Origin of the sequence: Sphingomonas faeni (assembly GCF_030817315.1) — a bacterium.
In the GTDB taxonomy this organism is placed as follows: domain Bacteria; phylum Pseudomonadota; class Alphaproteobacteria; order Sphingomonadales; family Sphingomonadaceae; genus Sphingomonas; species Sphingomonas faeni_C.
Window position 1 is genome coordinate 2,978,721 of the sequence record NZ_JAUSZF010000001.1, and the last position, 25,299, is coordinate 3,004,019.

Genomic DNA, 25,299 nt, shown 5'->3' on the forward strand with positions numbered 1-25,299 from the left:
TTGTGGTTCAGACGCCCGACGGGTCGGGGGCGGTGTCTATCACGGGCGGTGCCGTTTCGGGCGTCGGGATCACGACCGGCGCGGGCTGGGGTTGTCCTGCCTGTCCGATCAGCGCGGTGTTCTCGATCACGTCCAGTGCCTGGCGGGCGACGACATAGCGCCGTGCCGCATCCATCCAGTTGCCGGCTTGGGCCGCACCAGGCAGGCGGGCGACTTCGGCCCGTGCCGCCTCGACCTGCCCCGCGCCCAGGAGGCGTCGTGCACGTGCCAGGCGGTCGGCCGGCATTGGCGAGGGTGTTCCGGCCTTGCGCAACACGATCAACGAATCGATCTGATGCTGGATCGTGTCGAGCCAGTTCTCACCCGTCGAACTCGTGATATCGGGGGCGATCGCGTCGAGCCCCTGGCGAAGGTCCTCCAGCGTCACCGGTTGGCGCGCGGACTGGATCAACAGCATGGTCGCGCGCGGCTGAGCCTGGCCGAACCGCAAGCGCAATTGCTCCTCCAGATAGCCGAGCCCGACCCCGCGATCGAGCGCACGCCGCGCGGCGAAAGCCACCAGCAGGCCTTCCGCGCGCGTGGCTTGTCCGCTGGCCGCGGCTGCATCGGTGGTGATCGCCGCGGTGCGCGCCTCGAGTGCGGTCAACTGGCCCGCCAACGTCGCTTCGCGCGTTGCCAGCACCGCGGTGTCGACCGGCGCAGCCGCCTGGGGCTGGCCATCCGGACCTAGCGGTTGCGAGGGGATATACCCGGTGCTGCTCGCGCCGACTTTCTGCCCTGCGACGGGTGCGCCTGTGGTGGCCGACCGCGTCGCATCGAACCAGGGCAGCTTCCTGGCGGCATAGGCCATCAGCGCCAGCCCGGCGATGAACGCAAGTGCGGTCAGGGCGATGATGACGCCCATTCTGGGTCCGCGTGCCCGTGGGCGATCGGTCGGCACATGGTCGCTCATGGCGTGCTTATCCCCGCCATGCACCGGATGGTCAATCGCGCGTATGTTCGCACGCGCAGCAGCGAGCGCGACGAGCGCGGGGTCGCTCGGTTGCGGGGCGATCGAGACGGTGACCCAGCCGGTTCCGGCGGCGTCTCCGACCGTCGCGCTGATCGCCGCAATCTCGATTCCGGTCCGGTCGATGCCAGTCGCGTCGAGCACTTCCCTCAGCCGGACAGCAGCGCGTTCGGAGTGCAGCAGGACGACGGTATCGACGAACGATCGCGCGGTGTCGGCGTCGATCGGTACGGCATCGCTGGCGTAGACGGTAATGGCCTCGACCCCGTCGTCGGTCGGGGCACGATCGCGCCCGGCAAGGTGGAGCAGGCGCGCAAAGCCGCGGTCGCGCGCTTCCGAAACGGCGTCGCGGGCATCGCCCGACCCGGTAACCGCGACTGCAAAACCCGCATCGCTCGCTGCCGCCGCAGTCGCGGCGCCGACGGCGACCACTGGCAGGCGCTTCAACACGTCCAGTCCTGCGCCACCATGCCGCACCGCGTTCGCGCTGGTCAGCAACAGTCCGTCGAACCCCGCCGGATCGGGTATGCTCCAGTCGACCGGCGTTACCGCGAACAGCGGAACCTGCCGCACGTCGAGCCCGAGCGTCCGCAGCGCCGCCGCGGTTCGGGCATTGCCGGGCTCCGGCCGAACGACGACGACGGCGTGGGGGGGCGTCATGCCGCGAACAGCCGACGGACGCTGGCCGGCGCGCGCGTAAGAAGGTCGATCGCCAGCATCGTGCCGAGGTCTTCGCCCGCGCCGCCCTCGATCGATCCGGCGACGTCGCACGATCCCATCCTCCGCGATCAGCTCGGCGCGCAACGTCAGCGTCTCGCCTGCCAGCGACGCGAGAGCCGCGACCGGCGAGTGGCAATCCGCGCCGAGCCGCGCCAGCAACGCGCGCTCGGTCAGCACGCACAGGCTCGTGTCGGCATGGTCGATTGCCGCGACGGTCGCGTGCGCGGTACTGCCGTCGAGGACCTCGATCCCGACCGCGCCCTGCGCCGGTGCGGGCAGCATGATGTCGGTCGGGATCGCATGGCCGTCGTCGCGCCCCAGGCGATCGAGCCCGGCGGCGGCGAGCAGCGTGGCGTCCATCTCGCCGCTCGCCACGCGGCCGAGCCGCGTATCGACGTTGCCGCGGATCAGGACGATCTCCAGGTCGGGCCTCAGCCTGAGCATCTGCGCACGGCGTCGCGGCGAACTCGTGCCGACGACGGCTCCGGGCCGCAGGTCGGCAAACGTCTCCGCACCGATCAGCCGATCGCGGACGTCGGCGCGCGGCAGCATCGCGGCGATCTTCAGCGTGTGTGGCCGGATGGTCTCGACGTCCTTCATCGAATGCACCGCGCAGTCGATGTCGCCGTCGTGCAGCGCGCGATCGAGCTCCCTGGTCCACAGCGCCTTGCCGCCGATCTCGGCGAGCGCGCGATCCTGCACGCGGTCGCCGGTGGTGCGGATCACGACCGTCTCGACCTGGTCGGGCGACCAGCCATGCGCCGCGCACAGGGCATCGCGGACCAAGCCCGCCTGGGTGAGCGCCAGCGGCGAACCGCGCGTACCGAGCCGAAAAAATGTCATCCTGCGTGCCATGCAGAAAGGGGCCCCCTTCGACAAGCTTCACGCGGGCCTATACAGACGCGCGATGATCATTCTCGGCATCGAATCCTCCTGCGACGAAACCGCCGCCGCGCTCGTCACCGGCGACCGGCAGGTCCTGGCGCATCGGCTGCTCGGGCAGGAAGCGGCGCACGCGCCGTTCGGCGGCGTGGTCCCCGAAATCGCCGCGCGCGCGCATGTCGAGGCGCTGGAGCCCCTGATCGTCGCGGCCCTGGCCGATGCGAAGCTGACGCTGGCCGATGTCGATGCGATTGCCGCGACCGCGGGGCCGGGGCTGATCGGTGGGGTGATGGTCGGGCTCGTCACCGGCAAGGCGCTCGCACACGCCGCGGGGAAGCCGTTAATCGCGGTGAATCATCTCGAGGGCCACGCCTTGTCGCCGCGCTTGTCGGATCCGGACCTCGAGTTTCCGTATCTGCTGTTGTTGGTGTCGGGCGGGCATTGCCAGTTGCTGCTGGTCGAGGGTGTCGGTGCATATCGGCGCCTCGCCACGACGATCGACGATGCGGCGGGCGAGGCGTTCGACAAGACCGCCAAGCTCTTGGGCCTGGGCTTCCCCGGCGGTCCTGCCGTCGAACGGGCCGCGGCGTTGGGAGATCCCAAGGCCGTCCCCCTGCCGCGCCCGCTCAAAGGCTCGGCCGAACCGCATTTCTCGTTCGCCGGACTGAAGAGTGCGGTAGCGCGTGTCGTTGGCCAGTATTCGCCCGAGGATCTTGCCGCCTCGTTCCAGGCGGCGGTGGTGGATTGCCTGATCGACCGCACGACGAAGGCGGTGCGGACCTCGCACGGTGCCACCGCACTCGTCGTCGCCGGCGGAGTCGCGGCCAATAGCGCGGTCCGTACAGCGTTGCAGGGGCTCGCGAGCGCGCACGGGCTCCGCTTCGTCGCGCCGCCTCTGTGGCTGTGCACCGACAACGCCGCGATGATCGGCTGGGCGGGTGCCGAGCGATTTGCCGCGGGCCTTACCGATCCGCTCGACGTCGCCGCCCGCCCGCGCTGGCCGCTCGATCCGAATGCCGAGGCGGTGCGTGGCGCGGGGGTGAAGGCATGAAGATCGGTGTCATCGGCGGCGGCGCGTGGGGCACTGCGCTCGCACAGGTCGCGGCACATGGCGGCCGCGACGTCATCCTGTGGGCGCGCGAAACCGATGTCGTCGACTCGATCAACGCGTCTCACGAGAATAGTCTGTTCCTCGCGGGCGTAGCGCTGTCGCCGACGATCCGCGCGACCGACGACCTCGCCGCGCTGGCGGAGATGGATGCGATACTCGTCGTCGCACCCGCCCAGCACGTCGGCAGCGTGCTCGCCGCCGCCCCGATCGGCCGCATCCCGCTCGTGCTCTGCGCGAAGGGGATCGAGGCGGGGAGCAAGCGGCTCGTCGGCGAGGTCGCTCGCGCGGTGCATCCAGGTGCACCGATCGCGGTGATCTCGGGACCGACCTTCGCGCACGAAGTTGCCGCTGGACTGCCGACCGCGGTGACGCTTGCCTGCGAGGATACGGCGCTCGGCGAGCGGCTCGCGACACGGCTCGCGGCGCGCCATTTTCGGACCTACGCTTCGACCGACGTTGCGGGTGCGGAGATCGGTGGCGCAGTGAAGAACGTCCTCGCGATCGGTTGCGGAGTCGTTGAGGGGGCCGGGCTGGGCCAGAACGCCCGCGCCGCCTTGATCGCGCGCGGGTTCGCCGAAATGACGCGGTTCGGCCTCGCACGTGGTGCGCGGGCGGAGACGCTGGCGGGGCTTTCGGGGCTGGGCGATCTCGTGCTCACCTGTTCCTCGACCAGTTCGCGCAACTTCTCGCTGGGCGTCGGCCTGGGGCGCGGCGATTCCGCGGCGACGTTGCTGGCGGATCGTCGGACCGTCGCGGAAGGCGCCTTCACCGCGCCCGTGCTCCGCGAAGCCGCCCGCGACGCGCGCGTCGACATGCCGATCACCGAAGCGGTCTGCCGCCTGCTGGAGGGCGCGCCGGTGAGCGACGTGATCGGCGACCTGCTCGCCCGGCCGTTGAAGGGCGAGGCGGGCTGACCGCGCGCGAGCAATCCGCGAATGGGCTTGCCTCGTTCGTGGATTGTTCTATTTCCGGTGCATGCTCGATATGCCGCCGGACTCCTGCACCGACGAACCCGGATCGCCTCCCGATGCGGTGATGTGTGCCGCCGACGTGGCGCGCGGCGTGATCCGGATGTTGCTGCGCCACGACCTCACCGCGATGACCGAAGTGCCGCTCGACGGCGGGCGGCGCGCCGACCTGATGGCGGTGGATGCGCGCGGACAGATCGTGATCGTCGAGATCAAGGTGTCGCGGGCGGACCTGCTCGGCGACGGGAAGTGGCCGGACTATCTCGGGCATTGCGACCGGTATTTCTGGGCGGTTCCGGCCGGGTTCGACGTCGGGCCTTTAAATGGTCCCGCGTTCCTTCCCGAGCGGACGGGGGTCATCGTCGCGGATCGTTACGACGCGGCGATTGTGCGGGAGGCGCATACCGTGCCGCTGCCGGCGCATGTGCGCAAGCGGTGTACGCTGGCGTTCGCGCGACGCGCTGCGCGGCGGCTGATCGCGCAGATGGACCCGGATGCCGACGGGCTGGCGTTCTGAGAACTAAGGCCTCCCCTCCCTGGAAGGGAGGGGCCGGGGGTGGGTTGGTTTCCGTATCGTGCAGCGGTTGCGCCACAAGCTGGCCGACCCACCCCCGACCCCTCCCTTCCAGGGAGGGGGGAAGGTGCGTTGGTAGTTTCATTACTCGTTTACGAAGTTTAGAACTTCGGACCCGAAACCGCTTTCCGAACCTTTTTCGGCGCATCTTCCAGCAGCTTGCTCACGATCGGATTGCGTCCGTCCTGCTTGGCATAGGCGCGCGCGGACATGCCGGCGATGATGTCGGCCTGATCGGGATCTGCGTTCTCGGCCAGCAGCACCCGGATCATACCAACGTCGCGCCGCTGTACCGCGCGGATCAGCGGCGTTTCGCCCGCCGAGTTCGCCAGATTCGGGTTCGCCCCCGCCGCGGTCAGGATCGGGATCATGCCCGTCTGTCCCAGCGTCACCGCGAGCAACAACGGCGTGTTGCCCTTGCCGTCGCGCAAGTTCGCATCCGCGCCCTTCTGCAACAGGAAGCGCAGATACACCTCGTCGCTGCGCTTGATGACGATGTGGAGCGCGCCCTCGCCACTAGTGACGTCGCGCGTGTTGATGATGTTGCTGCCCGGCTTGCCGAGCATCTCCAGCACCTCGTTGTTCTTCGCATCGCGCACCGCGGACAGGAACTTGTACCCTTCCGACTGGCCTTGCGCGAACGCGGGCGTCGCGACGCAGGCCAGCGCAGGCGTCAGGAGGGTAGCGGCGAGCATCAGGCGGATACGCATCGAGAGACTTCCTTGGTTCGTCCTGGATATCGGGTGACGCTTGCGCCGCAGTAGCGAACAGATCAAGGCTGGCGGCACCATGACCCTCCGTTTCCTCCTCTGCGCGCTCGCGCTGCCTACCTTGGCGTTGACTGCGTGCAACTCGTCCCAGCCCCCCGCCAAGCCGCCGCTCGAAGGCGCGCGGATCGGCGGTGCCTTCACGCTGACCGACCAGAACGGGCAGACCGTCACCGAACAGGCGTTCGCAGGCAAATACCGCATCATGTATTTCGGCTACACCTTCTGTCCCGATGTGTGTCCGACGGATGTCCAGGCGATCGGCGGCGCGGTAAAAAAGCTCGAGGTAAGCGATCCCGCGATCGGCGCGAAGATCGTGCCGGTGTTCGTGACGGTCGACCCGGCGCGCGATACGCCTGCGGTGCTCAACCAGTTCGTCTCCGCCTTCCACCCGCGCATGGTCGGCCTGACCGGCACCGACGACCAGATCGCCAAGATCAAGACCGAATACGCCGTCTATTCCAGCAAGGGCGACGCATCGCCCGGCGCCGGTCCGAGCGGGGGCTACCTCGTAAACCACTCTCGCCAGGGCTATCTGATGGACCCGGACGGCAAGCCTCTCGCTTTGCTGCCGCAGGAACAAGGGCCCGACGCAGTGGTGACGGAAATCAAGCGCTGGGTCCGGTGAGCGCGCGCTTCTGGGAAGATACGCCGATCGACCAGCTCGACCGCGGCCAATGGGAAGCCTTGTGCGACGGCTGCGGCAAATGCTGCATCCACAAGCTCGAGGACGAGGATACCGGCGAACTCGTCGCGACCAACGTCTCGTGCCGCCTGCTCGACCGGCGCAGCGGGCAATGCTCCGATTACCGCCATCGCCACGCTTATGTCCCCGAGTGCGTAAGGCTGACGACCGGCAACGTCCGCGGGATCGACTGGCTGCCCTCGACCTGCGCGTACCGCCTGCGCGCGGCCGGCGAGCAATTGCCCGAATGGCATTACCTGGTCTGCGGCGACCGAGAGGCGGTCCACCGCGCCAAGCAATCGGTGCGCGGCTGGACGATCAGCGAGGACGAGGCCGGCGAGCTCGAATATCACGTGATCGACCGCGAGCTCTGACCCGGTGATAGCCCGATGATCGAGGGCCTGGAGATCGTCCGTCACCCGCGAGCACGCCGCGCGCGTCTGTCGATCGATCCCGCGAGTGGCCGGGCAAGGCTTGTCCTCCCCAAGCGCGCCGCGTTGAAGCAGGCGCTGGCATGGGCCGAGGACAAGGCCGGCTGGATCGCCGAACAGCGCGCGCTGCTCCCCCAGCCGCGCCCGTTCGTGCCGGGCGCTGTCATCACCGTCGCCGACGAGCCACTGACGATCGAGTGGACTCCGGGCAGCCGCCGCACCGTGATACGCGAAGGCTCGGTCCTGTCATTGTCAGGGCCCCCCGAAACCATCGCGCGTCGCGTCGAGGCATGGTTGAAACGCACCGCGCTCGCCGTCCTGGAAACCGAAACCGCCGAATACGCCGCCAAGGCCAAGGTCAGTGTCGCCCAGGTCGCGGTCGGCGATGCGAAAGGTCGCTGGGGCAGTTGCGCATCGAGCGGGGTCATCCGCTACAGCTGGCGGCTGATCCTCGCGCCGAGCTGGGTCCGCCGCGCCACCGTCGCGCACGAAGTCGCACACCGCGTCCACATGAACCACGCACCGGTCTTCCATGCGCTGGTCGAGCAGCTCTACGGCGAAGACCCGACGCCCGCGCGCGTCTGGCTACGCACGCACGGCGCGGGGCTTCACTGGTTCGGACGCTCGTCCTGATAGCGACGATCCTGACTGCGGTCGTCTTGGTATCGGCCGTCCCGGTACCGGTCATCCTGATACCGATCGCGGGGCACGTCGCGGGTTAGCGGCTGGCGTCCTGCCGGTTGCTCCTGTCGCGGCTGGTTGCGGCCGATGACACGGTCGATCCAATCCTGGTTCATCTGCTGTGGCGGCGGAGCCGGTGCCGCTTCGGGCTGGTCCGCATCGGGCCGCGGGATCGTGTCGCCGGTCTGCGCATCGGTCGGCACCGGCGGCTGGCCCGGATCGATCGGATTGCCGTCCGCGTCGACCGCCATCTGGCCATTGTCGGGCTGGCCGAAATAGCTCTCCTCATCGGGCTCGAGCTGCCACTCCGGCAGGGTCACCTTCGTATCGAACTGCTCGATCGGACGGTTGGCGGTCGCGGGCTTCATGAACGCGGCCCATGCCTTTGCGGGCGCCGTGCCGCCGTGCAGGCCGGCAATCGGCTTGGCATCGTCACGTCCCATCCACACGCCGGTGGTGATCCCGCTCGAGAAGCCCAGGAACCAGCCATCCTTCGACGAACTGGTCGTACCGGTCTTGCCCGCAACCGGGCGGCCGATCTGCGCCGCGCGACCGGTGCCGGTGTTGACGGCGGTCTGCAGCAGGTCGGTCATCTCGGCGGCGACGTAAGGCGCGACGAGCACGTGGCTGCGATCGACCTCATGCGTGTAGATCGTCTGGCCGTTGGCGGTCACGCGCGTGATCCCGTAGGGCGTGACGGCGACCCCCTTGCTGGCGACGGAGGCGAACGCGCGAGTCATGTCGATCACGCGGACCTCGGACGTACCGAGCACCATCGACGGGTGCGTGTTGACCGGGGTCGTGATGCCGAACCGCCGCGCCATGTCGGCCACCGTGTTGAAGCCGACCTCCTGCCCCAGTTTCGCGGCGATGGTGTTGAGCGAATAGGCGAACGCGGTCCGCAACGAGACCGCGCCGGAGTTGCGCCGGGAATCGTTGCGCGGGCTCCAGCCGTTGATCGTCACCGGCTCGTCGACGATCGAATCCTCGGGCTTATGCCCTGCCTCCAGTGCGGCGAGGTACACGAACAGCTTGAACGACGAGCCCGGCTGGCGGACCGCCTGCGTCGCGCGATTGTAGATCGACGAGACGTAATCCTTGCCGCCAACCATCGCGCGCACTTCGCCGCCACGGTCGAGCGCCACCAGCGCGCCCTGCGCGCCCGGGGGTGCATTCGCGCGGATCGCCTCGTCGGCCTGGCGCTGCATGTTGAGGTCGAGCGTGGTCCAGACCTCGAGCGGCTCGGTCGTCTCGTCGATCAGCGTCTCGAGCTGTGGGATCGCCCAGTCGGTGAAATACCGGACACTGTTCTGCTTCGGCTCGGGCGCGAGTTTCAGCCCGGACACGTCGGCGTCGGCAGCCTCGGATGCGGAGATCACGCCGGTTTCCCGCATCGTCTCAAGCACGACGCCGGCGCGACCCATCGCGGCCTCTGCGTCGGCGGTCGGCGAATAGTTGGACGGTGCCTTGACCAGGCCAGCGATGACGGCCGCTTCGGCAAGGCTCAGATGGTCCGCGCCGTGGCCGAAGAACTTCCGGCTCGCGGCGTCGATCCCGTAGGCGCCGCCGCCATAATAGACCTTGTTCAGATAGAGTTCGAGGATCTGGTCCTTCGAAAACTTCCATTCGAGCGCGAACGCCAGGATGCCCTCGCGGAATTTTCGGCCAAACTTCTTCTGGTTGTTGAGGAAGACGGTCCGCGCGAGCTGCTGCGTGATCGTTGACCCCCCTTGCGTCCAGTGACCGCGATCGAACCGCACCTTCACCGAACGTGCGATACCGACCGGATCGATGCCGATATGCGAGCGAAAGCGGCGATCCTCGACCGAGACGGTCGCGTCGCGCATGACCCGCGGGATCTGCGTATAGGGCAGCCACTCGCCGAAGCTCGGGCCCATCGACACGATCACGGTGCCGTCGGCGGCATGGACGCGGATCATCTGGCCGTTGGGCGATGATTTCAGGCTGTCGAAACTCGGCAGCTGCGACATCGCGATATACACCGCGATCGCCAGCGCACCGAGCGCGAGAACGCCGATCCCGACGCAAAGCTGAAGGAACACGACCAGCCGCCGCCGCCAGCGTGACGCCGGGGGAGTTGGGGACCGACGGGACGGGGAAGCAGAACGCGTACGAGCCATGTGGCCGCAGAATTACGCGCGATGCCCCCGCCCTACAAGCGACATCAGGCCGCGACGTTCGCTTTGCGCGGTCGGAATTCGAGCGAGAGCGAATTCATGCAATAGCGCTGCCCGGTCGGTGGTGGACCGTCGGGGAAGACGTGCCCCATATGGCTGTCGCACCGCGCGCACCGCGTCTCGATACGGGTCATGCCGTGGCTGCGATCGGCGTGATCGGTGACCGCGTCTGGGCCGATCGGCTGGGTGAAGCTCGGCCAGCCCGAGCCGGAATCATATTTGTCCGCGCTGTCGAACAGTTCGTTGCTGCACGCCGCGCACCGATAGATGCCATCGGCCTTGTTATCGGTCAGGACGCCCGCGAAGGCGCGCTCGGTGCCGGCTTCGCGGAGGACGTGATATTGTTCGGGGGTTAGCCGCTTGCGCCATTCGGCCTCGGAAAGATTGAGCTGGTCCATGGACATGCATCTCGTGCTGGCAGGGCGGTTTTCAAGACTGCCCCATTCTGGTTGCGTTAGCGATGACCTGGATCAGTGCCGGGCGCATGAACGGAAGCAACCACGCGGCGCGTTCGCTTTCGGCGATGTGACGTACGATGCCGGCGATACCGATCGGGCGGGCAAGGCGACGGGCAAAGTCCTCCTGCCACTGCGCGGCGGAGGCGGGGCCGCCGAGGACGTACGCGTTGGCCGCCGCGACGCCGCTGGCGAGCGCGATGCCCATGCCTTCGCCGGCGAGCGAGGGGATGACGCCGGCCTGGTCGCCGAGCCGGAAGATAGCGTCGACGCCGGTGCGTTGGCGCCAGCCGTAAGGGACGTTGGCGATCGCATCGATCGACGCGTTCGGTTCGATCAGCGCGACCCATTCGCCGAGCGCGGGCATCTCTTTACCAAGCGCTTCGAGCAATTGCGCGGGCGAGCCAGCCGCCTGGAGCCGCGAGCGATGTACGGCCATGCACAGGTTCGCTGTGCCGTCCTCCTGCATCGCCAAGCCGGCATAACCGCGGTCGAACAGATGAAGCTCAATGCCACCAGCGAGCGATTTGGCCAGCGCCGACGAAGGGACGATACGCACACGTATCCCCAGCGTCGGGTCGGCACCGCGCGCGTCCTCGGGGCGCGCCATGCCGCGAACGTCGTGCTTGCCGCTCGCAAGGAAGAGCGTATCGGCCGCGATCGTCGCGCCGTCTGCGAGCCGTGCGCTCGTCGCGTCGATCTCGCGCACGGTGACGCCGCGCTCGACTGGCGTTCCGAGCCGTTCGGCCTCCGCCAATAGCACGGTATCGAGCCGACGACGCGACACCGAGACCGCCGGATGGGGTAGTGCGGCCTCCGCCCGGCGATCACCCGCGAAAATGCGAGCGCGCGTCACGCGCTCGGGGTTCAGCGTGTCGGGATCGATCCCGAGTCCGTCGAGCGTTTCCAGCGTCCGCCAGCTCAGGAACCCGCCGCAAATCGCGTCGCCGGTCTCGCGCGATCGCTCGACGAGCAGATGCGGCAGGCCAGCGCGCGCGAGGCCAATCGCGGTCGCGGCCCCGGCAAGCCCGCCGCCGACGATCAGCGCAGGCGTTCGACGCATAACCGGAACGGAAAGACGCGGCGGACCTTCGCCTGGGTGATGCCCGCCTCGGCGAGCAGCGGTGGCCACTCGTCGGGGCGATAGCTGCGCGCGATCGACAGCGTCCCGTCGTGTCTCACGATCGGGTGCCAGCGCGCGATCGTCGCGAGAACCGGGAAGCCCCAATGCGCGAACCCGTGGCGGTGGAGGTCGTTGACGAACCACCCCGCGTTCGCGTGGCGCTCCATGAAGCGCAGGAACGCGATCAGCTGGTCGTGGCTCATGTGATGCGCGACGAGGCTGCTGACGATCGCATCCCACGGCTCATGGGCAAGGTCGGCATAGTCGCCCGTGACATAGCGGATGTCGCCGCCATGAGCCCGCGCCGCCTGTTCGCTGCGCGGGTTGAGATCGACCCCAACGAGTTCGGCTTCGATACCCTTCGCCTTAGCCCAGCGCGCGATTCGCCGCAGCATGTCGCCATCGCCGAACCCAACGTCGAGCAACCGGAAGCTCTTTCGCTCTGCGGTCGCTCGCGTGAGGAAATCCAGCGTCGGGCGGCGCGCCATCGTGACCGTGTTGACCGTCGCGAGATCGCCGACCACGTCCGCATAGGTCGCCGCATCGAGATCGTCGGCGTCCATCAGCTCTTCGGCCTGACTGCGGACCGCGAGTCTCATGCCGCGCTCCGGAACCCGAAGCCTTCCGCCGCGAGGCCAGGCCCGAACGCCAGTGCCACGCCGTGCGCGACCGATGGCCCAGCCAGCAGTCGCTCGAGCACGAACATCAACGTCGCCGACGACATGTTGCCGTTGTCCGCGAGCACCTGCCGTGATGCCGCCAGCGCCTCGGGCTTCAGATGCATCGCATGCTCGACCGCATCGAGGATCGATCGCCCACCTGCATGGACCGCCCACCCGTCGATCGATTCCGGCGGCAGTCCGGCACTCACGATCGCACGAAAATTCTCGTCGGTCAGGGCGGCGGCGATCCGTCCCGGCACCTCGCCCGACAAGTGCATCGCAAAGCCCGCATCGGTGACGTCCCAGCGGATCAACTGCTCGCTATCCGGCAAAGACGCGGCAAACGGCGCTTCGAGCTCGAACCCGGTCGCATCCGCCGTCACCAGCGCGGCGGCGGCGCCATCGCCGAACTGCAGCATCGCCAGCAACGCCTCGATATCATTGGCAGGTTGCAGGTGCAGCGTGGACAGCTCGACCGTCACGACCAGCACGCGCGCGTCGGGCTCGGACCGGACGATATGCCGCGCACTCCGCAATGCGACGATCGCCGCATAACACCCCATGAAACCGATCAGCAGCCGCTCGACGCTCGACGAAAGGCCAAGCCTGCGCGCGATGATCTGGTCGATGCCGGGCGCGACGAAGCCGGTGCAGCTCGCGACCACGAGATGCGTGATTCCCTCCACCGCGACCTTCGCGCGCAACGCCTCGATCGCGCGGATCGCCAGGTCGGGTGCGTGTTCGGCATACAGGACCATCCGCGCGCTCGTCCCCGGATGGGGTTCCGCCGCGTAGAAGCCGGCATCGTCGACCGGCGAACCACCCTCCGGGGTAGGTGGCAACACCGACCAGCGATGGCCGATACCCGACCGCGATGCCATCCGGTCGAACACGCGCTCGGCCCGCGCATCGACGCGCCCTCGCGCCCACGCGATGAACGCCGCGTGGATATCATGACCGGGAACGGCGGACCCTACGGCATTGAGATAAGCGGACACGATACCCTTTCGCCTGCGATCGATGCCCAACGCATGGCACGTTCAATCGGACTAGGGGAGTTCGATGTTGGTTGGTTGCCGATAGCACTGTGCATTGGAGGCTTCGGCGGATGCAGCGAGGTTTCGTCGTCGCAGCCAACGACGGTGTAGCGGCGCACGTACCGAATAAACCGAATTGAGGACCAATATAGAACTGAATTGAGTTCGTCACCGACGCATCAAATTCAATCCGGATATATTAACATAGAATAGGTTTGAATAACCGACTTAAATGTAGTGTTGTCGGATTGTGCCCATTTCCGCGATCAATAAACTGGAAATGCGAGACCGAGCTTTTAGGATTTAATCCGATCGTCAGGGCGTCTCAGCCTGGGTTTGAGATGGCCGGTGGTAACGTGCGATAGCGGCGACAAAGCTGCAGGCACCGCACCTTCCGGTCGCGTAACGAGTATCAATGGGCAACGGGGAGCCTTTCGTGAAGAACGAGACAGTCGTGGACTTGATCAAGGATCTGACTGCCAAACTTTCGGCGGTGGCCGAAGAGTTCAACGGAAGGGTTGCGAAAGCCGCCGAACCGGTGTTGCCAAGCGAGGAGCCCAACGAGGCAGCGCTCGTAGATCACGCGAATGTGATACTCGCGGAACGGCGTATGCGGCGACAGTTCCTGCCAGCCGAACTGTTTCACGAGCCGGCATGGGACATGCTCCTCGCGCTGTTCGCGGCGCGTGACGATCGGATGCCGATGAACATCAAGGCGCTCGTCAGCATGTCCGACGCGCCGGTCACCACATCGCAGCGCTGGATCGAGCATCTCCACAAGCTGAAACTGATCGATCGCGTCATCGACCCCACCGATCGGCGGCGCGTCGAGATTTCGCTGAGCCATGCCGGCGATCAACAGATGAAAGCCTATTTGCGCGCCCTTCTTCGCCGCTGAGGCCGTCAGTCGGGATTTTCAACCGTTATGATAGTAGATTAGCCCAGTAACGGCAAATAACACCATTACAGCGTTGATGATTAGTAAATGCAAGTCGGAACGGATGTTGTCCGATTAACTATCATAGTTTAGAATATAACCCCCGTTTTGATTTCGTAGTATTTGGTTAAGTCGGATCGAAGACGGTGCCCCGGTCAAAGGGTGGGGCACACATTGATTCGTCGGATTTCATCGAGTGGGGTGAGGATTAGATCGCGTCCGCGCATCTTGGCGGGTCCGCGCTTGATGACGTGGGTACTCGTCGGCGCGCTATCCCAGCCTGGCCTTGCGCAAACTCCCGTGACCGGCACGTCGGCCGGCACCCCGATCGTCAATACGGCAGGCTTGCAGTACGATATCGGCGGTACGGCCCGGTCGACGAATTCGAACACCGTCACGATCATCGTCGCCGAACGGCTCGATGTGGCGCTCGTCCGCGACGGGCAGGATGCGGTCGTCGTCACGTCCCGGCCGGTCGCAATACCCTTCACGTTGACCAATCTGAACAATGGTGCCGAAGCGTTCGCGATCGCGGCGACCCTGTCGTCCCGCGCGGTCGCGTTGCGCGCGCTGGTCATCGATACCGACGGCGACGGCCTTTACGATCCCGCAAAGGACATTGCGCCGGTCGACGGCACGACGCCGCTGCTGGCACCCGGCCAGTCGATCAAGCTGCTCGCGATCCTGGTCGCCACCGCGGAGGGCGCCGCGAACGCCACGCTGACCCTTACCGCGCGCTCGACGACCGGATCGGGTGCGAACGGCAGCGTCTATCCCGGCGCGGGTGATGGCGGCGGCGATGCGGTCGTCGGCATGACCGGCGCGATCGCCAGCGTTGCGGTTCCGCTCGGCACGGCCCCCGCCGGCCCCGTATTGCTCAAGAGCCAGTCGGTACGCGCCGCCGACGGCTCGCAGAACGCGGTCCGCGACTCGATCATAACCTATTCACTCGAGGCGCGCTTCACCGACGCCGTCACCGGCGCGCGGATCGCCGATCCGATCCCCGCAGGCACCGTCTTCGTCCCCGGCAGCCTCGTGCTCGACGGCGTGCCGCTCAGCGATGGCGCGGACGCCGACGCCGGACGCTTCGACCCGAACGCCGCACCAGGCGCCGGCATCACGGTCGCGCTCGGCCGGGTCGCCGCCGGATCCGTCCACACCGTGCAGTTCAAAGCCAAGATCCAATGAGGAGCCAAGCCATGATTACGCGTCCAATGATTGCCGCCGTTCTGGCCACTACCGCGGCGGTCGCATCCGCGGCGGCCGGTCCGTTGCAGGTCACCAGCAGCATCATGGTCGAGGCGCGCAGTGCCGCGCCCGACGGCACCACACGGGTCACGCTGGTGAAGCCGTCGCGGGTGACGCCGGGCGACAAGGTCATCTTCATCCTGGCCTATCGCAACACCGGCGCTCAGCCGCTTGCGAACGTCGTGCTCGACAACCCGTTGCCGCGCCAGATCGCCTATCGATCGGCCAATCCCGGCTCGCCCGCGCCCGACGTGTCGGTCGACGGCAAGACTTTCGGTTCGCTTGCCACCCTCCCGCGTCCGCAGCCCCGACGGCAGCACGCGCGCGGCGAGCCCCAACGACGTCACCAGCGTCCGGTGGCGCCTCGCGAGCCCGCTAGCAGCCGGTTCGCAGGGCCAGTTCGCGTTCCAGGCGGTCCTCAAATGAGACCGTCATTCCGCCTTCACACCTGACCGATCCAACATAGGAAGACCAAGATAATGCACGCAAAAGGGGTAATACGCACGCTGATGGCCGGAACGGCCGCTGTCGTGTCGTTCGGAACCGCATCGGCACAGACCGCGCCGCCACCCGCCGGCACCACTGCCGGCACGACGATCACCAACACCGCGCTGGCGAGCTACACCGTCAACGGCGTGGAACAGACCGCCGAGTCGAACGCCGCGTCGTTCGTCGTCGATCTGAAGGCCAACCTGACCGTAGCGCCACTGGCTGGAAACACGCCTGTCGCGATCGGAGAGGCCGACGCGGTGTTGAAGTTCACCGTCACCAACAACACCAACGGAACCCAGGACTTCATCCTGTCGTCCGTACAAAGCCTCATTGGCGGTATCTTCACGGGGGATAACTTCGACGTCGGCAACATACGGATCGTCGTCGATTCGGATGGCAACAACACGTACACCAGTGCCGATACCGCGACCTACATCAACGAACTCCCGGCGGACCAGACCAGGACCGTCTTCATCGTTGCGAACGTTCCTGCCGATCAGCAGGCGGCACTCGCCACCGTCACGCTGGTGGCGCAGATCGCTGCGGGCGGCGACGCAACGCAGCAGGGCGATGCGCTGGTATCGAACGGCCTCGCCGCCAACCGTGACGGCGTGGTCGACGTGGTCTTTGCCGACAATGATTCGGGCTTCGGCGACCTCGCATTCAACGGATACGGCCGTTCGACGCTTGCGTACGAGATCACGACCCGCAACGTGGAACTCTCGATCGCGAAATCGTCGACGGTCATCTCCGACCCGGTCAACGACATCGGGTTTCCGAAGGCCATTCCCGGTGCGATCGTGCGCTATTGTCTGATCGTGAGAAACGCGACGACGTTGACCCCGGCGCGCAACGTCAACCTGACCGATCTCATTCCCGCCAATACGACGTATGAAGCCAACTCGATCACGGTCGGCGGCATCGGGCTCGGCAACGAGTGCGTGCTGGACGGCCTCCCGCTGAGCGACGCCGGTGGGACGGTATTGCCGTTGAGCGGCATCACCGGATCGTACGACGCGACTGCCCGGAAGGTGAGTGTGACGATCCCGACGGTGACCTCGCTGCTACCGGTCGCCGCCAGCTTCCGCGTGAAGATCAACTAAACCCGCCGCTCGCGGTCCCCGTCCCTCGATAAGGAACGACCGATCCCGGCGCGTGTCGCGACGCGCGCCGGGAGACGACCCTTGATGTCCAGCCTCCGCCGCCTCTCGCGCCTTTGCGCGCTGGTTCTGACGATCCTGTTCGGGCTCGTGATCGGCTGCCTGCCGGTCGCGGCGCAGACTGGTGGCCAAACGCGTATCCAGAATACCGCGACGCTGTCGTTCGACGATTCGGACAGCGAATCGGGCGTTCGCACCGTGACCTCGAACATGGTTTCGCTCGACGTGAACCGCGCCAAGCGGCCGACGACGCTGACGTTTCGCCTGCCGCCGCCAAATTTCGCGATGACCGGCGCGGTGTGCCAGACCGCGCCGACGCTTCTCTTCACGCCGGCGCCGATCGACGCCGCGACCTATGCCGCGTCGTCCCCGATCGCGACCATCGACATCTATGCCGACATGATCCTGGTCCTCGACAACCAGGCCGGCAACCGCGATCCCGACGTGCGCGAAACCGCGATCATCGCGGTCGAGGTCGGCACCATCCAGACCACGCTGACGCTGACCGAGACGGCGGTCGCCAGCGGCATCTTCGCCGGCGGCATCCCTGCGGTCGCGACTGGCAAGCATCCCGAACTCGCCGCCTGCGACATCCGCAACCAGCGCGGCGCGGCGATCACGCTGAGTTTCGCCGAGGATGGCTACAGCCTGTCGTCGACGGCATCGCTGTTGATCGACCCGGCCGGCTACACCTTCGATTCGCGCACCGGCGCGTTGGTCGATGGCACCGTCATGTCGTTGGTCGACGAGACCGGACAGCCCGCGACGGTATTCGGCGACGATGGTACGAGCCGCTATCCCTCCACCGTCGTCACCGGCGAAGCCGTCACCGACGCCAGCGGCCGCGTCTATCCGGGCGAGACGGGGCGATATCGTTTCCCGCTGACCGCGCCCGGCCGGTATTTCCTGAAGGTAGCACCACCCGGCACCTATACCGCGCCATCGACCGTCGACCGCGCGACGCTGGCCGCGCTGAAGGACCCGCAGGGGCGGCCCTATATTCTCAACGACACGAGTTTCGGCGCATCGCTGACGCTGTCGACGCCCGAGCCGTTCGCCGCCGACATTCCGCTCGACAGCCCCGGCGCGGGGACTTTGCTGCTGACCAAGACGGCGTCGGTGCGTGAGGCGTCGCCGGGGGATTTCGTCCAGTATCTGTTGCGCATCACCAACCGCGACACGGTTCCAGCGCGCGGGCTTCACGTCGCCGATACGCTGCCCAGGGGACTGCGTTACGAACGCAATTCCGCGCGGGGCGGCGAAGAGCCGACCGTGTCGAGCGACGGCCGAACGCTCGATTTCGCGATACCGTTGCTCGCTGCCGGTGCTTCGACCGAGCTGAAATACGTCGTCAGCATCGCCCCCGGCGCACCCACGGGCGAAGCGCTCAACCGTGCGCGCGTCGTCGGGCAGGGAACCGTCACCAGCAACGAAGCCGCGGCATCGGTCCGCCTGCGTCCGCTGCTGTTCACCGATGCGATGACGATCATCGGCCGCGTCACCGAGGGCAATTGCGGCGATCCGGTCGACAAGCGCAAGGGCGTGGCCGGCATCCGCCTGTTGATGGAGGACGGCACGTTCGTCGCCACCGATCGCGACGGATTGTACCATTTCGAGGGCGTCCGCGCCGGGCGTCACGTCGTCCAGATCGACACGTCGAGCATTCCCGCGACGCATGCGCCGGTCGCCTGCGACATCGACACGCGCCAGGCGAACAGTGCGATCTCGCGGTTCGTCGAGGGTGATGGCGGCTTGCTCAAACGCGTCGACTTCCAGCTGAAGCCGACGGGCAAGGCCAAGGCTGCGGACGCCGCATTGCCGATCACGGTCGTCGACGACGCCACCGCCGCGGGCAGCCGCGACTGGCTCGCCAGCGGCCAGACCGCCGGCGTAGACTGGCTGTTCCCGCTCGCCGACCATAACCCGCGCGCTCCGGTCGTTCGCGCCGTCGTCCGGCATCTGCCAGGGCAGCGTGTCGCGCTCACGATCAACGGCAAGCAGGTCGAACCGATCGCGTTCGACGGCACCGATACCCGCGACGGCACCGATATCGCAGTCTCGCGCTGGACGGGTATCCCATTGGTCGACGGTGACAATCGTCTCCAGGCCCGCGTGCTTTCCGCCGATGGCAGCGTCGTGAAGACGCTCGACCGGGTCGTGCATTATGCGGGCCTCCCGGTCCGCGCGGTGTTCGATGCCGCCAACAGCCGGCTGGTTGCGGATGGGCTCACCCGCCCGCTGATCGCGGTGCGCGTGACCGACAAGGCCGGCCGGCCGGTGCGGGCAGGGACGATCGTACCGTTCGCGGTCGACCAGCCCTACATCGCCGCCGTCGAAGTCGCGCTCGAACAGAGCCGCCAGCTGGCTGGTCGCGAGCGCTCGTCGACGACCGCGCTGGTGGTGGGCGACGACGGGCTTGCCTTCCTCGCGCTCCAGCCGACCACCCAGGCGGGCGCGGTCCGCGTCGCGGTTTCGCTGACCGAGGAAAAGGTCGTCCACACCAACGAAATTCGTGCCTGGCTCGCCGCGTCCGCCAAGGACTGGGTCGTGGTCGGGTTCGGCGCGGGCTCGCTCGGCTACGACATGCTTAGCAAGCGCCAGTCGGGCCTGCCACGGTCCGAGCGCAACAGCGTCGTCACGGACGGCCAGCTCGCTTTCTATGCCAAGGGACGCGTCAAGGGATCGTGGCTGGCGACGATCGCCTATGACAGCGACCGCAAATACGATCCCGACCGCGGCCTGCTCGGGACGATCGACCCCGACCGCTATTACACCGTGTACGGCGACGGTTCGCGCCAGGGCTACGACGCGGCGACCCGCCGGAAGCTGTACCTGCGGCTCGAGCGTCGCGAATTCTACGCGCTGTTCGGCGATTTCGAGACCGGCTTCACCGATACCCAGCTGACCCGCTACAACCGGACGCTCAACGGCGTGAAAACCGCGTACGAAGGCAAGCGCGTGCGAGCGACCGGGTTCGCGGCGCATACCGACACGCTGTATTCGCGCGACGAGATCCAGGGCAACGGGTTGAGCGGTCCGTACCGCCTGTCGGGCCGCAACATCGTGCCGAACAGCGACAAGCTGCGGCTCGAGACGCGCGACCGCTTCCGCTCGGAACTGATCGTGGCGACCACGCAGCTGACCCGGCACATCGACTACGACATCGACACGTCGATGGGCACGGTCCGGTTCCGCAACCCCGTCCTGAGCCGCGACAGCAACCTCAATCCGACCTTCATCGTCGCCGACTACGAGGTCGAGAGCGGCCGATCCGCCAAGCTGGCCGCTGCGGCGCGCGTCGCGACCAAGCTGGTCAAGGGTCGCGTCGAAGTCGGTGCGGCGATGATCCGCGACGAGACCAACGGTGAAGCCATCGTGCTCGGCGCGGACATCAAGGCGCGCGTCACCGCGAACACCGAAGTGCGCGGCGAGATCGCCAAAGGCGGGCGCGGCGGATTGGGGCAGGGGCTCGCCTATCTTGCGGAGATCGACCATCACGGCGCAAAGCTCGACCTGCTCGCCTATGCCCGCCAGCAGGATACCGCGTTCGGTGTCGGCCAGCAGAATCTGGTCGAGGCGGGGACGCGCAAGTTCGGGCTCGACGGCCGGGTTCGCCTGACCGATCGGCTGAGCCTGACGGGTGTGGTGTGGCACCAGCAACAGCTCGACAGCGCGGGGACGCGGACCGCCGCCGACGCCCGGATCGAATATCGTCGCGAATCGGGTACGATCTTCGTCGGTGGGCAATATGCGGCCGACCGCGGCATCGACGGCAAGCCCCGTGACAGCCGTCTCCTGACGGTCGGCGGCACGCAACTTCTGTTCGACAGCAAGCTGAGCGTCACCTTGCAGACCCAGTTCGCGCCGGGCGGGCAAAGCGACAGCGTCGACTTCCCGATCCGCCACCAGATCCAGCTGGCCTACCGGATCACGCCCGGCATCCGCCTGATCGGCGGCTACGAGATTGCGAACGGCGACGGCTATGTCGCGCACACCAAGCAGGCGGGCTTCGACGTCGCGCCGTGGACCGGTGCCAAGCTGATGAGCACGCTGAACCAGCAGGCGATGGGCGAGGACGGCGCGCGGACCTACGCGCAATACGGGCTCAGCCAGTCGGTGCCGATCGGCAAGAACTGGACCATCGACGGTACGCTCGATGCGAGCAATACGGTGAAGGGCGAGATCCCGAAAGGCGCGGTGGTCAATCCGTTCCAGCCGGTCACGTCGGGTGGCTATGTCGGGCAGGACCAGACCAACGGCGATTACGCGGCTGCCACGATCGGCGCGACTTATCGCCAGACCTTGTGGTCCGTGAATGGGCGGCTCGAATACCGCCATGCCGACAGCGGCGACCGCTGGGGGATTACGACCAACTTCCTGCGTACGCTGGGGCAGGGCAAGACCCTGGCGTCGAGCATCAAGGGGTACACGATCAAGGACAAGACCGGCGCGGTCGCGACCTATGCCACCGCCGACATGGCGCTCGCCTTCCGTCCGCTCGACAGCCGCTGGTCGGTGCTAGAACGGCTCGAACTGCGGCACGAGAGCGCGGATGCGGGGTTCTCGGACTCCAATTCGCTCGGTGTGCCGGCGTACGGCGGCGGCGACCAGGTGACGTCGCGGATCATCAACAACCTGGCTCTGAACTATCGCACCGGCCCGGAAGGGTTGGGTCATGGCACCGAGGCGACGCTGTATTACGGCGCGAAATACGTCGCGGGGCGGTTCGCCGACGACACCTATGACGGGTATATCGACGTCACCGGGTTCGAGCTCCGCCACGATGTCGGCACGCGGTTCGATATCGGCGTGAGCGGCTCGGTCCAGCATGCATGGGCGCGCGCCGCCTGGTCGTGGAGCGGTGGGCCGTCGGTCGGCGTGTCGCCCGCGCAAAATACGTGGATCAGCGCCGGCTACAACGTGTCCGGCTACCGCGACCGCGATTTTGAGGACGACCGCTACACGCGGCAGGGGCCGTACGTCACGATGCGGCTGAAGTTCGACCAGACGACGCTTGGCCCCGCGCTCGGTGGCGCAACGCGCGCGCTGTTCGCCGGGCGGCGATAATTACGGGGAGAGACAGGAATGCCGATACCGAGCCAGCCCACACCCATGCCGCAGCCACGCGACTTCACCGACCATGGTCCGTGCGCCGAGGATTTAGCGCGAGCGTTCGCGATGCAGGACGCAGCGATGAGCGAGGCGTTGATCGAGACGCTGGCGACCCAGGCGATCCGGCAATGGCGGCTCGACGACGCGACGTTCTGGCAGCGGGTGAAGTTCCAGGCGCGGATGATCCGGGCGCAGATGGGGTCGGGGAAACACTGAGGTAATGCGGGATGCGACTGTTCTTCCCCCCTCCCTGGAAGGGAGGGGCCGGGGGTGGGTCGGCTTCCGCATAATCCGGACTGGCGTGGCACGAGCGGGCCGACCCACCCCCAACCCCTCCCTTCCAGGGAGGGGAGCGCGTTATCCTCGGGCCAGACCGCGCGACCCAAACGCGCGCCTATTTCTCGTCGGTGGTCAGCTTCACCTTGTTCGGCAGCTTCTTCCCCTTGGTCCGGCGCGAGGGCAGCTGGACCGGGTTCTTCTTCTTCCACTGCGCAAACGTCATCGGGCCCTCGGGCGTTTCGATGATCGTGTCGTCGATCGAACTCATGCAATGCCTCCGCCACGCCCAACGCACGGCAGCGAAAGGGGGACCCTCGAGGGGGGTGTTTACTCTATCGGAGAAAATGGTGCGGCCAAGAAGACTCGAACTTCCACGGGCTTTCGCCCACAACGACCTCAACGTTGCGCGTCTACCAGTTCCGCCATGGCCGCCCATGAAACATCACCGGGCGGACCCGGCATCTGGTAGGCGAGCGCCACTAGCAAGGCTTTCCGCATCGCGCAACGGCCTTTGCGAAAAACCGTTCGTCCGGTACCGCAAACGATGGCTGCGCCCTTTCTCTCGACCGATATGAAAGCCGAAACGCGTCGCGTTCTCGCGCTTGCATGGCCAGTGATGCTGACCAGCCTCAACTGGACGATCCTCCACGTCACCGACGTGATCGTCGTCGGCCTCGTCGGCGCGCACGAGGTCGCTGCGCTGGGGGCGAGCCGCTCGCTGACGTTCATCGCGATCGTCACGGGGCTCGCGTGGCTGTCGGGCGTGCTGGTCCATACCGCGCGTGCCGACGGGGCGGGGGATTTGCCGCGTACCGGACAGGTGCTCCGCGAAGGTCTTGTGCTGGGATTGCTGCTCGGGCTTGTCGTAGGCGTCGTCATGTTCGTGTCCGCGGACGCCATGCTCGCCGGGATCGGTGTCGCGCCCGCGCTGGTCGAGCCGGCCGGGCAGGTCGTGCGCGTCATGGCCTTCACCTATCCGCCGCAGCTGATGATCGTCGCCGCCAGCTTCTTCCTGGAGGGCGTCAGCCGACCGCGGCGCGTCGCGGTGGTCAACCTGTCGATCCTGCCGCTGAACGCCGTGCTCGCCTGGGCGATGTCGGGTGGGCATCTCGGGCTGCCGGCGATGGGCGCGGTCGGGGCTGCGACGGCGACCGCGATCGCGTCGGGTCTCGGAGCGGTCGGGATGATCACCGCCGCATTGACCCTCCCGCGAGCGAAAGAGCGGGGCGTTCGGCGAATCGATCTCGCGGCATGGCGCGGCGTGCCTGCCGGTATCGCAGCCCTGGCAGTGTTCGGTATCGTCCCCGCGGTCGCGTCAGGACTCGAGCTGGCCGGCTTCTCGATCCTGATCGCGTTGTCGACGCAGTTCGGCGACGATGTCGCGCACGCGTTCCAGATCGTGTTCTCGGTCCACAACGTCACGTTCGCACTGGCGCTCGGGCTTGGGTCGGCGTGTGGCGTCCGCGTGGGCAATGCGGTGGGCGAGGGGGATCCGAAGGCGGGTATTTCTCGCGCCTTGATCGCAACCGGGCTGTCGATGCTCGCGCTGGGAGTGTGCGGGATCGTCCTGATCGTCGCGCGCGGGCCGATCGTCGGGGCGTTCCCCTCCGATGCCGCGACGCACGCGGTCGCGCTGGCGATGCTGCCGGTATGGGCGCCGTTCATCCTGTTCGACGGCGCGCAGGTGGTGCTGGTCTATGCGCTCCGCTCGCTAGGCGATCAGGTCGTTGCGGGCGTGAACAGCATCGCCGCGTATTTCGTCGTTACCGGCGGCGCGGGCTGGTGGATGGTCCACGTCGGGGTGGGACCGATGGCGCTGGTCTATGCGTCCGGGCTCGGCATGCTGACCGCGGCCCTATTGCACGGCGCACGGTTCTGGCTCGTGAGCCGGCGTTTGCGACGCGCCTAGCGGGTCGCCTCGCCGGCAAAGCTCAGTTCGAGGCGCTTCGAATTCGCAGGCACGTTCAGCGTCGCGGAGTTGAAGTTGATCGCACCGCCGGGTGCCAGGGTCCGCTGCTGCGGCGTGATCGTCCAGCTATACACCAGCCGCCCCTGCGCATCGCGGAGTTCGGCGCGGATGTCGGGCACACGCTGGCGCTGATCGGACGGGTTGGTGACCTGGCCGCTGACCGCGAACAGTTCCGAGCCGTTATCCAGTTCGCGGCGCTCGATCGGGTTGTCGCGCAGCCGCAACGGCGTCTCGTCGCTGCCGATCCCGAGACCGAGCTTCGCCGCGACACCCGGCGCGCCGAGATACACGATTGCCCCGGCCGCGATCAGCATCAACAGCCCGGCAAGCACCGCGACGATCGTCCAGCGGCGGCTCGTGTTGCGACGCAGGCGAGCCGGCAAATTCTGGGTCGGTGGCGGTGCCGGCGGGACGAACGTGAGTGCAACGACCGCAGGCTCGGGCGTGATCGGCGCGGCAGGGGCGAACGGCGCGAACCGTTCGACCGGCTCCGTGACCGGCGGACTCGCCAGTGGGGCAATCGGCGGACTCGCTAACGGGGCGAGCGGTGGTGGCGCAGGTGCGAGCGGGGTCGAGTCAGGCGTCTCCAGCGCGTCCTCGACCTCGGGTGCGGCGGCCTGGAACCAGCTATGCTTGCAGTTGGCGCAACGCACGGTGCGGCCGTCGGTCCCGATCGCGCTGTCGGGGACCAGATAGCGCGTGCTGCACTCGGGACATTGGAGGATCATGGATACGCTTCACCAGCGGTCACCGGAGCGCGACCGTTCTTGGCCGCGAATAAGCACGCGGCCCGCATATG

The 25,299-nt window shown here is 67.2% G+C and carries 22 protein-coding genes, 1 tRNA gene and 1 pseudogene; 13 read left to right on the forward strand and 11 right to left on the reverse strand.

Annotated features, from left to right (window positions below; translation table 11 throughout):
- Positions 1–7: 7 nt before the first annotated feature.
- Together QFZ54_RS13920 and hemC are read right to left on the reverse strand one after the other, a co-directional pair.
- The gene (locus QFZ54_RS13920; RefSeq protein WP_307088020.1) at positions 8–1,669 is read right to left on the reverse strand and encodes a uroporphyrinogen-III synthase; all 1,662 of its coding nucleotides are present in this window, start codon (positions 1,667–1,669) and stop codon (positions 8–10) included.
- Positions 1,666–2,572, reverse strand: a pseudogene (gene hemC, locus QFZ54_RS13925) (hydroxymethylbilane synthase). Before hemC ends, QFZ54_RS13920 begins: the two are co-directional and overlap by 4 nt.
- Before the next feature lie 64 nt (positions 2,573–2,636).
- Between hemC and tsaD the strand changes: the two are divergent.
- The 3 genes from tsaD to QFZ54_RS13940 all read left to right on the forward strand — a co-directional run bounded on the left by tsaD (position 2,637) and on the right by QFZ54_RS13940 (position 5,207).
- The gene (tsaD, locus tag QFZ54_RS13930; protein ID WP_307088021.1) at positions 2,637–3,662 is read left to right on the forward strand and encodes a tRNA (adenosine(37)-N6)-threonylcarbamoyltransferase complex transferase subunit TsaD; all 1,026 of its coding nucleotides are present in this window, start codon (positions 2,637–2,639) and stop codon (positions 3,660–3,662) included.
- Positions 3,659–4,636: an NAD(P)H-dependent glycerol-3-phosphate dehydrogenase gene (locus QFZ54_RS13935; RefSeq protein ID WP_307088022.1), complete on the forward strand. Its 978-nt coding sequence runs from the start codon at positions 3,659–3,661 to the stop codon at positions 4,634–4,636. The genes tsaD and QFZ54_RS13935 overlap by 4 nt, the downstream gene beginning before the upstream one ends.
- 61 nt (positions 4,637–4,697) lie before the next feature.
- Positions 4,698–5,207 carry an MmcB family DNA repair protein gene (locus tag QFZ54_RS13940; RefSeq protein ID WP_307088025.1) on the forward strand — a complete coding sequence of 170 codons (510 nt, stop codon included), beginning with the start codon at positions 4,698–4,700 and terminating at the stop codon, positions 5,205–5,207.
- A gap of 158 nt (positions 5,208–5,365) precedes the next feature.
- On the opposite strand, the gene QFZ54_RS13945 is transcribed toward QFZ54_RS13940, so the two are convergent.
- On the reverse strand, positions 5,366–5,974 hold the full coding sequence (locus tag QFZ54_RS13945) for an ankyrin repeat domain-containing protein (RefSeq protein WP_307088027.1): 609 nt from the start codon (positions 5,972–5,974) through the stop codon (positions 5,366–5,368).
- A gap of 79 nt (positions 5,975–6,053) precedes the next feature.
- Between QFZ54_RS13945 and QFZ54_RS13950 the strand changes: the two genes are divergently transcribed.
- From QFZ54_RS13950 to QFZ54_RS13960, 3 genes are read left to right on the forward strand one after another with little or no spacing between them, the layout of a single operon-like run.
- Complete coding sequence (locus QFZ54_RS13950) at positions 6,054–6,659, forward strand: SCO family protein (RefSeq protein ID WP_307088029.1); 606 nt, start codon at positions 6,054–6,056, stop codon at positions 6,657–6,659.
- Positions 6,656–7,090: a YcgN family cysteine cluster protein gene (locus tag QFZ54_RS13955; RefSeq protein ID WP_133020171.1), complete on the forward strand. Its 435-nt coding sequence runs from the start codon at positions 6,656–6,658 to the stop codon at positions 7,088–7,090. The genes QFZ54_RS13950 and QFZ54_RS13955 overlap by 4 nt, the downstream gene beginning before the upstream one ends.
- 15 nt (positions 7,091–7,105) lie before the next feature.
- Positions 7,106–7,780, forward strand: a complete 675-nt coding sequence (locus QFZ54_RS13960; RefSeq protein ID WP_307088031.1) for a M48 family metallopeptidase — start codon at positions 7,106–7,108, stop codon at positions 7,778–7,780.
- Here the strand turns inward: QFZ54_RS13960 and QFZ54_RS13965 are convergent.
- From QFZ54_RS13965 to QFZ54_RS13985, 5 genes are read right to left on the reverse strand one after another with little or no spacing between them, the layout of a single operon-like run.
- Positions 7,756–9,969, reverse strand: coding sequence for a transglycosylase domain-containing protein (locus QFZ54_RS13965; protein ID WP_373458528.1), 2,214 nt, complete (start codon positions 9,967–9,969; stop codon positions 7,756–7,758). The genes QFZ54_RS13960 and QFZ54_RS13965 overlap by 25 nt on opposite strands.
- 44 nt (positions 9,970–10,013) lie before the next feature.
- The gene (msrB, locus tag QFZ54_RS13970) at positions 10,014–10,424 is read right to left on the reverse strand and encodes a peptide-methionine (R)-S-oxide reductase MsrB (RefSeq protein WP_307089472.1); all 411 of its coding nucleotides are present in this window, start codon (positions 10,422–10,424) and stop codon (positions 10,014–10,016) included.
- Between the two features lie 31 nt (positions 10,425–10,455).
- Entirely contained in the window at positions 10,456–11,544 is a 1,089-nt protein-coding gene (locus QFZ54_RS13975) for an NAD(P)/FAD-dependent oxidoreductase (protein ID WP_307088033.1), read from the reverse strand.
- Positions 11,523–12,203, reverse strand: coding sequence for a methyltransferase domain-containing protein (locus QFZ54_RS13980; RefSeq protein WP_307088035.1), 681 nt, complete (start codon positions 12,201–12,203; stop codon positions 11,523–11,525). Before QFZ54_RS13980 ends, QFZ54_RS13975 begins: the two co-directional genes overlap by 22 nt.
- Positions 12,200–13,264, reverse strand: a complete 1,065-nt coding sequence (locus QFZ54_RS13985) for a type III polyketide synthase (RefSeq protein WP_307088037.1) — start codon at positions 13,262–13,264, stop codon at positions 12,200–12,202. The genes QFZ54_RS13980 and QFZ54_RS13985 overlap by 4 nt, the downstream gene beginning before the upstream one ends.
- A gap of 475 nt (positions 13,265–13,739) precedes the next feature.
- Between QFZ54_RS13985 and QFZ54_RS13990 the strand changes: the two genes are divergently transcribed.
- From QFZ54_RS13990 to QFZ54_RS14015, 6 genes are all read left to right on the forward strand, one after another.
- Positions 13,740–14,201, forward strand: coding sequence for a hypothetical protein (locus tag QFZ54_RS13990; protein WP_307088038.1), 462 nt, complete (start codon positions 13,740–13,742; stop codon positions 14,199–14,201).
- Between the two features lie 285 nt (positions 14,202–14,486).
- Positions 14,487–15,428, forward strand: coding sequence for a hypothetical protein (locus tag QFZ54_RS13995; RefSeq protein ID WP_307088040.1), 942 nt, complete (start codon positions 14,487–14,489; stop codon positions 15,426–15,428).
- 11 nt (positions 15,429–15,439) lie between these two features.
- Positions 15,440–15,940 (forward strand): hypothetical protein, encoded by a 501-nt coding sequence (locus QFZ54_RS14000; RefSeq protein WP_307088042.1) that lies wholly within the window; start codon positions 15,440–15,442, stop codon positions 15,938–15,940.
- Between the two features lie 57 nt (positions 15,941–15,997).
- Positions 15,998–17,083 carry a hypothetical protein gene (locus QFZ54_RS14005; RefSeq protein WP_307088043.1) on the forward strand — a complete coding sequence of 362 codons (1,086 nt, stop codon included), beginning with the start codon at positions 15,998–16,000 and terminating at the stop codon, positions 17,081–17,083.
- Between the two features lie 84 nt (positions 17,084–17,167).
- Positions 17,168–22,207: a hypothetical protein gene (locus QFZ54_RS14010; RefSeq protein ID WP_307089474.1), complete on the forward strand. Its 5,040-nt coding sequence runs from the start codon at positions 17,168–17,170 to the stop codon at positions 22,205–22,207.
- Between the two features lie 18 nt (positions 22,208–22,225).
- Positions 22,226–22,468, forward strand: coding sequence for a hypothetical protein (locus tag QFZ54_RS14015; RefSeq protein WP_307088044.1), 243 nt, complete (start codon positions 22,226–22,228; stop codon positions 22,466–22,468).
- Positions 22,469–22,646: 178 nt separating this feature from the next.
- On the opposite strand, the gene QFZ54_RS14020 is transcribed toward QFZ54_RS14015, so the two are convergent.
- Together QFZ54_RS14020 and QFZ54_RS14025 are read right to left on the reverse strand one after the other, a co-directional pair.
- The gene (locus tag QFZ54_RS14020) at positions 22,647–22,799 is read right to left on the reverse strand and encodes a hypothetical protein (protein ID WP_175518116.1); all 153 of its coding nucleotides are present in this window, start codon (positions 22,797–22,799) and stop codon (positions 22,647–22,649) included.
- Positions 22,800–22,876: 77 nt separating this feature from the next.
- Positions 22,877–22,963, reverse strand: a tRNA-Leu gene (locus tag QFZ54_RS14025).
- Between the two features lie 112 nt (positions 22,964–23,075).
- On the opposite strand from QFZ54_RS14025, the gene QFZ54_RS14030 reads away from it, so the two are divergent.
- Positions 23,076–24,440: an MATE family efflux transporter gene (locus QFZ54_RS14030; RefSeq protein WP_307088047.1), complete on the forward strand. Its 1,365-nt coding sequence runs from the start codon at positions 23,076–23,078 to the stop codon at positions 24,438–24,440.
- Here QFZ54_RS14030 and QFZ54_RS14035 read toward each other — a convergent pair.
- Positions 24,437–25,228 (reverse strand): MJ0042-type zinc finger domain-containing protein, encoded by a 792-nt coding sequence (locus QFZ54_RS14035; RefSeq protein WP_307088049.1) that lies wholly within the window; start codon positions 25,226–25,228, stop codon positions 24,437–24,439. The genes QFZ54_RS14030 and QFZ54_RS14035 overlap by 4 nt on opposite strands.
- Positions 25,229–25,299: the final 71 nt, after the last annotated feature.